The sequence below is a fragment of the Thalassobacterium maritimum genome, assembly GCF_031127805.1.
GTDB classification, from domain to species: Bacteria; Verrucomicrobiota; Verrucomicrobiia; order Opitutales; family Coraliomargaritaceae; genus Thalassobacterium; species Thalassobacterium maritimum.
Map to the genome: position 1 here is coordinate 1 of NZ_JARXHW010000140.1, position 1,417 is coordinate 1,417.

The window sequence follows — 1,417 nt, forward strand, 5'->3', positions numbered from 1 at the left end:
TTGGCCTCTGGTAATAGTTCTTTTCATTATTCATATATTAGTTCTTACTATAGTGGACTTTAACCACATTTACACCGTGCCCATGCTGGGCACACCCCAGGCAGTGGTATCAATTCCTTTCGCGCTCCGCGCTACAGTCTTGATACACTTTGACGTTCTCAGAAAGTAAATGAAATGGCTCATCACATATATCATCTTCGGGATCGCAGTATGCATCGTATGTGGGCGAATCGCAAAGAAGAATGGAGTGAGCACACCCAATGCGAGTTACTTGGTGTTGTTCGATGGCTTCGGACTACTGCTCTTTGCATTCTGGCCTGTAATTGTGCCCTTCTGGGTATGGACGGAAATATCAGCCAAGAAATTGAGAGAACAAGATAAGGAAAGAAAACGAATCGACGCGGAACAGAAGCTTACTAATCCTAACTATGGACTTTCAATGGATGAGCAAATCGACAAGCTGAGATCCATCCATAACGAACTGAACAAAACTAAATGAGAACCAGTCACTAGACTCAATGTCGCTATCGCGCCATCGAGTCAGCTCGACGTTCTGCAAAAAAATGAGAAAGATAAAAATCATTGGGTTCGCTCAAGTAACCGACGACGATGACAATTTCATCTCTGCTCCAGAGATACTAAAGAAATTGGATGGCATTGTTTACGACGATGAATTTCAGACCGACTACATCGGAGGCTCCGATGCAGAAAACACTCTCGAAGAAAAGCTATATCGAAGCGGAAACATGTATTTTCATTTCCAGCCAGGAGAGAATTATCTGAGGGTTGAATCGATCTTTGACCTAAAAGAAGAATTAACGAAAGAGGAGATACAGCTTTTGGTTGAGAACACCCTTGGGCAATGGAGCGATGGCATGGGCGAGAATTTCACTTCCGAAAGTCTTACAAAATACGGATATTCAATCATGTGCCTAGACCGAGAAGACATTCAGAATGAATCATACCCACATATCATACTAGAATAGCAGAACCATTCGCTTCTGGACAACGTCGCTAACGCGCCGCGCCAGAGCTCGACGATCTACAAAGAAGAATGAAACCAATCTACAAATTCCTTCTAATTGCACTGGCAATACTCGTGGTCATCCAATTCTTGGGTATTCTAGCCGTAAAAAATATAAAAGTTGAAAAGACAAGTGAGGTCACAGAGCATTCGCCAGATCAAATAGAACGAACAGACGCACTCATAAAACAAATCGAATTAGATCACCCAGAAATGACCAGAGATGAGCTAGAACTGTCAGCAAGCAGAATCCGGAAGACCGAAGAAACCTTAGCTAGACGAGAAGCACAGAAGGTAGAATCGGGTAGACGGGAGCATTAACTCTCCCGTCCCCCACATCACCCCCGATTCGCTATGCTCATTCCCCTTCGGCGGGACTGACAGCGGCCATAC

General features: G+C 44.2%; 3 protein-coding genes. All 3 read left to right on the plus strand.

Annotated features, from left to right (window positions below; translation table 11 throughout):
* The first annotated feature begins 169 nt into the window (after positions 1–169).
* The 3 genes from QEH52_RS19640 to QEH52_RS19650 all read left to right on the plus strand — a co-directional run bounded on the left by QEH52_RS19640 (position 170) and on the right by QEH52_RS19650 (position 1,345).
* On the plus strand, positions 170–499 hold the full coding sequence (locus QEH52_RS19640) for a hypothetical protein (protein WP_308952660.1): 330 nt from the start codon (positions 170–172) through the stop codon (positions 497–499).
* Positions 500–563: 64 nt separating this feature from the next.
* Positions 564–986 (plus strand): hypothetical protein, encoded by a 423-nt coding sequence (locus QEH52_RS19645; protein ID WP_308952661.1) that lies wholly within the window; start codon positions 564–566, stop codon positions 984–986.
* Between the two features lie 68 nt (positions 987–1,054).
* Positions 1,055–1,345 carry a hypothetical protein gene (locus QEH52_RS19650; RefSeq protein WP_308952662.1) on the plus strand — a complete coding sequence of 97 codons (291 nt, stop codon included), beginning with the start codon at positions 1,055–1,057 and terminating at the stop codon, positions 1,343–1,345.
* The last annotated feature ends 72 nt before the right edge of the window (positions 1,346–1,417 follow it).

Bases quoted from the DNA above. Each gene is read 5' to 3' on its own strand.
- QEH52_RS19650 (WP_308952662.1), top strand. From the start codon at position 1,055: ATGAAACCAATCTACAAATTCCTTCTAATTGCACTGGCAATACTCGTG.
- QEH52_RS19640 (WP_308952660.1), top strand. From the start codon at position 170: ATGAAATGGCTCATCACATATATCATCTTCGGGATCGCAGTATGCATC.
- QEH52_RS19645 (WP_308952661.1), top strand. From the start codon at position 564: ATGAGAAAGATAAAAATCATTGGGTTCGCTCAAGTAACCGACGACGAT.